This window comes from Protofrankia sp. CiP1_Cm_nod4, from assembly GCF_982290645.1.
In genome coordinates, this window is the sequence record NZ_CEVIVC010000023.1 from 1 (window position 1) to 6,216 (window position 6,216).

The 6,216-nt window shown below is 70.0% G+C and carries 4 protein-coding genes; 3 read left to right on the forward strand and 1 reads right to left on the reverse strand.

Features of this window, described 5'->3' with window-relative positions; genetic code table 11:
* The coding region (gene mptB / locus AC5LSR_RS07030) for a polyprenol phosphomannose-dependent alpha 1,6 mannosyltransferase MptB (protein WP_493468268.1) at nucleotides 1-955 on the reverse strand (955 nt) is incomplete at its 3' end.
* A 167-nt stretch (nucleotides 956-1,122) separates the two neighbouring features.
* Between mptB and AC5LSR_RS07035 the strand changes: the two genes are divergently transcribed.
* The 3 genes from AC5LSR_RS07035 to AC5LSR_RS07045 all read left to right on the forward strand — a co-directional run.
* The gene (locus AC5LSR_RS07035; protein ID WP_250286061.1) at nucleotides 1,123-3,129 is read left to right on the forward strand and encodes a hypothetical protein; all 2,007 of its coding nucleotides are present in this window, start codon (nucleotides 1,123-1,125) and stop codon (nucleotides 3,127-3,129) included.
* 839 nt (nucleotides 3,130-3,968) lie between these two features.
* Complete coding sequence (locus AC5LSR_RS07040) at nucleotides 3,969-4,661, forward strand: hypothetical protein (protein ID WP_493468269.1); 693 nt, start codon at nucleotides 3,969-3,971, stop codon at nucleotides 4,659-4,661.
* A partial coding sequence (locus AC5LSR_RS07045) for a DUF4407 domain-containing protein (RefSeq protein ID WP_493468270.1) occupies nucleotides 4,658-6,216 on the forward strand: 1,559 nt, incomplete at its 3' end. The genes AC5LSR_RS07040 and AC5LSR_RS07045, both read left to right, overlap by 4 nt.

Consider the following 6,216-nt stretch of genomic DNA (forward strand, 5'->3'; position numbering starts at 1 on the left):
CACCCCACCAACGAGTGTGGAAGTGGTTGCTGTGGCAGCCACTTCCACACTCGTTCCTGCGATTCGGCGGTATCGGAGCATCGATCTTTAGGTGGCGGTGGCGGTGGCGGTCGAGTAGCAGGGCGGTTACTGTCAGGGTGGCGGCGAGGGCGTCCAGGTGGGCTCCGCCGGTCAGGTGGATGACGGTGACGGGGTTCGCGGCCAGCAGCGCGAGGACCAGGGCGGTCTGCCGGGGGTCTGCACGTCCGGGCAGCAGCCGCGGGGTGAGCGCGACGAGCGCCACGACCGAGAGCACGGCGACGAGCCGCAGCGTGATGACGGCGCCGAGCGGCCCGGTGCCGGCCAATGCGTCGCCGACCGTGGCCGCCGCCTTCTCGACGAGAACGGCCGTGCTCCCGTAGGGGGCGTGGGTGTCCCGCCAGCGCGGGTCGACCGCGGTCACGAACGGTTCCATCCGGGGGCCCAGCGCGCGTAACGCCGAGACGCCGTGCGTCGCCGGATCGAGCCCGTGGCGGGCGAGTTCGCCCTGGCCCGCGTAGGCGTAGACGTCCCGGCTGAACAGCGGCGGGCCAAGCGCGAACGGCAGGTTCCACCCGATGGAGGTGACCACCACCCGGGCGGGGGTGATACGGGGCATGGCGGGACGCGCGATCCCCCGGGTATGCTCAGATCCGCCTGGGAGCGTGTCGGGTATATGCGGCGTATCAGACGAATCCACCGCACCCTCGGCGGCGCGAGTGGCCGAACGAGTGATCGAACGGACGAGGGCGCACCAGCAGATGCACAGGGTGATCACAGCGGCGGCGGCGACTGCCGCGAGCCAGCCCCGTGTAGCTGTCGACGGTGGCTGTGATGCGAGAATCCCCCACCAGGATGAGGGATTGAAGGTGTCCGGGTTGCGCGGTCCGAGCCCGGCCTCGGCGAGGACAGCGATCACTGCCGCGACGGTGCCCACGACGGTCGGCCACCCGACAGGTGCGTGAAACAGGCCCGCCCGCGGAAAGAATCGCGGACGGGGGCTTCGTCTCCACCCGTCGATGTCGTTGTCACGGCCGCGGCCCGGCGTGGGCCGGGTGCTCCCGGTCGGCTGGTTCGTGGCGGTCTGGCACAGGGAGGTGTCGGGTGGGTCTGCTCGGCACCGTCCTACGTCATGTGGGATCGCGTCGGGCTGTCCCGGTCGAGGCGGAGGCGTCCCAGGCCGTCCTGGCGCAGGCGCAGGCGCAGGCACCCCACGATCTTCCGTGTGACGCGCGGGAGCTGCCCTGTCCTCCGCAGGACGCGCAGCCGCGGCTCTGTCCTCCGCCTGGCACGCGGGCGCGGCAGGCTGTCCCGGGTGACGCCCGGGCGCGCCCGGGCCTGCCGGGCGGTGCGCAGCCGCGTCGGGCCGGGTGGCGGGCCGCCATCCGGCGCGAAGGCATGCAAGTCGGGCCCACAGCACCAGGAACGCTCTCCTCTCCGGCGGCCCGTCCAGGACCGCACGCCGTCCGCCGGGGAACTGGCGGTGATGCCCCGCAGCCCGGCGCGGTCTTCCCGAAGCCGCGTGCCGCGCTCCCGCGGGCCGTCCTCGCCGTCGTCGCCCTGCTGCGGCGCCAGCCATGGCTGATCACCGCCGCCCTGTGCGGGTTGTCCCTGGCGCTGGGACTCACCGGCCCGGACACCCCCGCACAGGAATATCGCGTGTGGCTGTTCAAGCACGGCGGTGCGGTGCTGTGGGACGACCAGTGGTACGGCGGGCACACCGTACCCGGCTACAGCGTGCTCTTCCCCCCGCTGGGGGCGCTGTTCGGGGTGCAGGCGCTCGGCTGTCTCGCGTGCGTCGCCTCCACCGTGATCGTCACCCGGCTGCTACGCGGCCGCGGCCGGACGCACGGCCACGACCTGGCGCTGGTCTGGTTCTCCGTCGCGACGGTGGCCAACCTCGTCGTCGGCCGGATGCCCTTCGCGCTGGGGATGGCCTTCGGCGCGCTGGCGCTGCTCGGCGTCCGGGAACGGCGGACGAAGACGGCGTGGGCCGGCGCGGTCGGGTCGTCGCTGGCCTCACCGCTCGCCGGCGGGTTCGTGCTGCTGATCGGGGTCGCCCTGCTCGGCACGCTCCCGCGGCGCCGGGTGCTGCCGCTGGCCGGGGCCATGAGCGGGATCGTTGTCGCGTTGCTGTTCCCCGAGCACGGTGTGCAGCCGTTCCCGGCGATGACCTTCCTGTCCCTGCTGGCGCTGATCGGCGCCGGGCTGCTCGTCGTCCCGCGGCACGAGGTGGCGATCAGGCGCGGGCTGCTGCTGTGGGCCGCCGCCGCCGCGGTCTTCTTCGTCGTCCCGACCCAGATCGGCGGGAACATCGCCCGCCCGGCGACCCTGCTCGCGGGCCCGCTCGCGGCGATGCTGCTGGCCAGACGCCCGCGGGTGCTGCTGGTCGTCGCGATCCCGCTGCTGGGCTGGCAGATCGGCCCGGTGCACGGGGCGCTGGCCACCTACGGGGACGCCTCCGGCCAGGCCGGCTACTACACCGGTCTGCTCGACTACCTCGACCACGGCCCGGTGGCGATGGGACGGGTGGAGGTCCCGTTCACCCGGGCGCACTGGGAGGCGTCGTTCGTGGCGCCGCACGTCCCGCTGGCCCGCGGCTGGGAGCGGCAGCTGGACATGGAGTACAACTCGCTGTTCTACGACGGCACCCTTGCTCCCGAGACCTACCACAAGTGGCTGCTCGAACGCGGCGTCCGTTTCGTGGCGCGGCCGGACGTGGAGCTGGACTCCTCCGCGGTGGAGGAGGCGAAGCTGCTCGACGCCGGCCTGCCCTACCTGGAACTCGTCTGGTCGGACGCCCACTGGAAGGTCTGGCTGGTCACCGACTCGCCAGGCCTGGTGCGGGGGCCGGCGGCCCTGACCGAACTCGGTGTCAGCTCACTCGCGGTGAACTTCCGCGCGCCCGGCGTGGCGACCGTCCTGGTGCACTTCACGCCCTACTGGCAGCTCGACGACGGCCACGAGGCGTGCGTGTTCGAGGCGGCGGACGGCTGGACGGGCATCCTCACCGAGCGGCCTGGCCCGGTCCGCCTGTCCGCCAAGCTCACCGTCAGCGGCCTGACCAGAGCCAGCGCCCTCGACTGCCCCCCGGACCCCCGCGTCCACTGACCGCCGTACCGGTCACAGCGGTGGCCTGGTCTTCGTCTTCTCCTCGACCGTCTCCCTGTCCTCGACGGACAGCCACCGCGTACGGGACCGGGCATACGCCCGAAGTCTTTTTTGCCGTTTTCCGGTTCCGGCGAAGAAGATCGTGCATCGTCGGTTTCTACGCTTCTCCAGGCGTCCTGGCCCGGCCCCGTAGCGGCATTTCGGCCGCGTGTCCGGGATCTCTGACGCATATATTCTTTTCTATCTGGCCTGTCTCTCCATCCGGTCTCGCGTTGGCCCAGGCAGGGACAGGGTGGCGCGCCTGTCCGGTCGTTCTCGATTTTGTCCGCCGCCTCAGGTACCTTCCTGAAACTGCCGTCGGCAGAATATTTTCGTGACACCTCGTAGTTCTTCTTCTGTCGCTGACGGAAGGGGGAGTATTCGCGATAACGACGGTCACGGCTTTCAAGGTGGCCAAGGTACTCGGAATGGGTGCGGTGAGCTCTGGTGGAGTCGTCGAGACGCCGCCGGGCGATGCGGGTCGGCAACCCGACAGGTTGATCGACAATGGCTCCGGCTTCGTTCGTCCTCCCTGGTCGATGGCGGCTCGTGAGTGGGGAGAGCGGGGTCCGAGAGATCCCGGAGAGCGGACCTGGGTGCTGAATCCGACGACTCGCGTCCACTATGATGATAATGTACGCACAATATTGAAACAAATCTTGTTCTTGGCCTACGGGTGGGGTTAGGCTTACCGACGTGTTCCTGAGGGGGAGGAACGTCATGTCGAGCTGGCCTGTCAGCGTTGCCTCGGCCTCTTGCGCCATCTCTCCGGCATCATCTTTGAGGATCATGAAGGTGGGATGGGTGTGAGCAGCGTGTTCGCCGAGCCGTCCGAGCCGCGGTTCGAGTTTGTCGACGTGCAGCCCCGCGCCGGTGTCGTCGGCGAAGCGGTCGTGGTCAGATGGTCTGCGCTCAACGCGGACGAGGTGTACATCGAGGGCAACGGCGTCTTCCCTCCCAAGGGGTCGCACCCGGTGGAGCTCAGGGCCACTTGTTCCCTGCGCCTGATGGCCCGTGGGCGGACCGGGGGTGTGGTGGAGGCGCAAACACCGGTCATGCGTGCCTTCAGCCCGCCGGTCATCAGTTTCCTCGAGATTCCGGCCCCGCCGAGCGGCACCCTCACCGGTATCGTCTCGCCAGCCGCTCTGTTCGAGCTCCGGGACGAGCTCGTCGAGGTCCGGGCCCGTGCTCCGCGCGGGCTGCCTTCCCCACCCGGCATCCACCAGCCCGGGATGTGGGCCGGTGGCGGTGGCTGGCTGGCCGGCCTTCCTTCCAGTGCCTTCTCGGCAGGCCGGCTGGCGACAACGACGCCGGCCGGCGGCTGGGGAAGAGCCGTTCCGCTGTTCGGCCGGGCTGGGCACTGGTGGTTCCCGTCCCCTCCGGCGGGTCGGGTGAGGTTCCGTAAGTCCGGCGGGCATGGTCCTGACCGAGGCCGAGAGGGTGTGTGGGGGCGGATGGCCGCAAGGCTGTGGGGGCGGGAGCGCCTGTCGTGAGACGACTTCTCATCTGGCTGTCCGGGGCGAACCCCCAGATCCTGGACCGCTGCCCGACCGACCGGGCGAAGTACGTCGGTATCGGCAGCGCGGTGCTGACCACGTCGCTCATGGCTGCGTCATCCTGCGCGTTCGCCCTGCACATGGGGCTGAGCCTGCCGATCGCCACCTGCGTTCTCGTCGGCGGGGCGTGGGGTCTTGCGATCATGGGCCTCGACCGGTGGCTGGTGGCCTCCGTGCAACGTCGGGAGCACTGGTACCAGAACCTGGTCATCGCGCTTCCGCGGCTGCTGCTGGCGGTGCTTATCGGCCTGGTCATCTCGACGCCGCTGGTGCTGCGCATCTTCGAGCCCGAGATAGAAGCCGAGCTGGCCACCATGCACCGTGAGAGCGCCGACCAGTTCGACCGCGACATGCAGAACGACGAACGCGCCAGGCAGATAAACGACCTCAGGGCCCGGCAGGCCCAGTTACAGGCGACCGTCGCCTCCGGCGGCGCCGTCGCGGACGTCAGCAAGGATCCCGAGGTGGCCCGCCTGCAGCCGCAGGTCGACGCCGCCCGAGAAAAATACGACGCGGCCGAGCAGGCCGTGGTCTGCGAGAAGGAAGGACGGCCGGACTGCGGCAGCGGCCGGCCCGGCGCCGGCATCGCCTACAACGAGAAAGTCGCGATCCGGGACAGTGCCAAGGCCGACCTCGACAGACTCCAGGGCCAGCTCGACCGGGCCATCAACGTGGCGCAGACGAACCAGAACGCCTCGCGCACGTCCACGCTCGCCAACGCCCAGTCGGAGCTGAGCACGGTCAACGCCCAGCTCGACGGCCTCGTGAAAGCCCGTGCCGCGGACACCGCCGCGTTCAACGCCAAGAACAGCGACGACACCGGCATGCTCATCCGCATCGAGGCCCTCGACCGGCTGACCTCCGAGCGGCCCGCCCTCGGCTGGGCCCATCTCCTGCTGCTCCTTTTCATCACCTCGATCGAGTGCCTGCCGGTCTTCGTCAAGTTCCTGATGTCGCTGGGGCCGCCGACGCTCTACGAACAGTTTGTCGAGATCGAGGAACGCAGCCGGCTGCAGATCGAGAAGATGCAGGGCCGCGAGTGGCAGATGGAGGCATCCCTGGAGGTCAACGCCGCACGTGAGGCCAAGGCGGCGGAGATCGAACGGACGGTCCAGAGAACCGTCCGGGCTCAGGCCGACGTCGCCGAGAGACTTCTCGACAAATGGCGGGAAGACGAGCTGCGGCGTATCGAGGCGGATCTCGGCAGCTATCTTGTCGCCGGCCCGCGGCCGGCCCCGAACACCCGGCCCTCCGGCAGGGCCGCCGACTTCCCCTACCCGAGCGACTTCCCGGCATCGCCCACCCGTGACCAGCCATCCCCGGAGCGGTACCGGGCGGATAACCGGGACGACGGGGCGTCCACGAGGTTCGCGACGCCCACGACGTCCAGGGTGGGATCACCGCGGGCATCGTCTGTGGACGACCCCTTCTTCGTGGACGAGCCCTTCCCCGCCGACGGGCGGACACCGCCTGGGCCGCGCCCTCAGCCACG

Coding starts and splice junctions, on each gene's coding strand:
- AC5LSR_RS07040 (WP_493468269.1), top strand. CDS start 3,969: ATGGGTGTGAGCAGCGTGTTCGCCGAGCCGTCCGAGCCGCGGTTCGAG.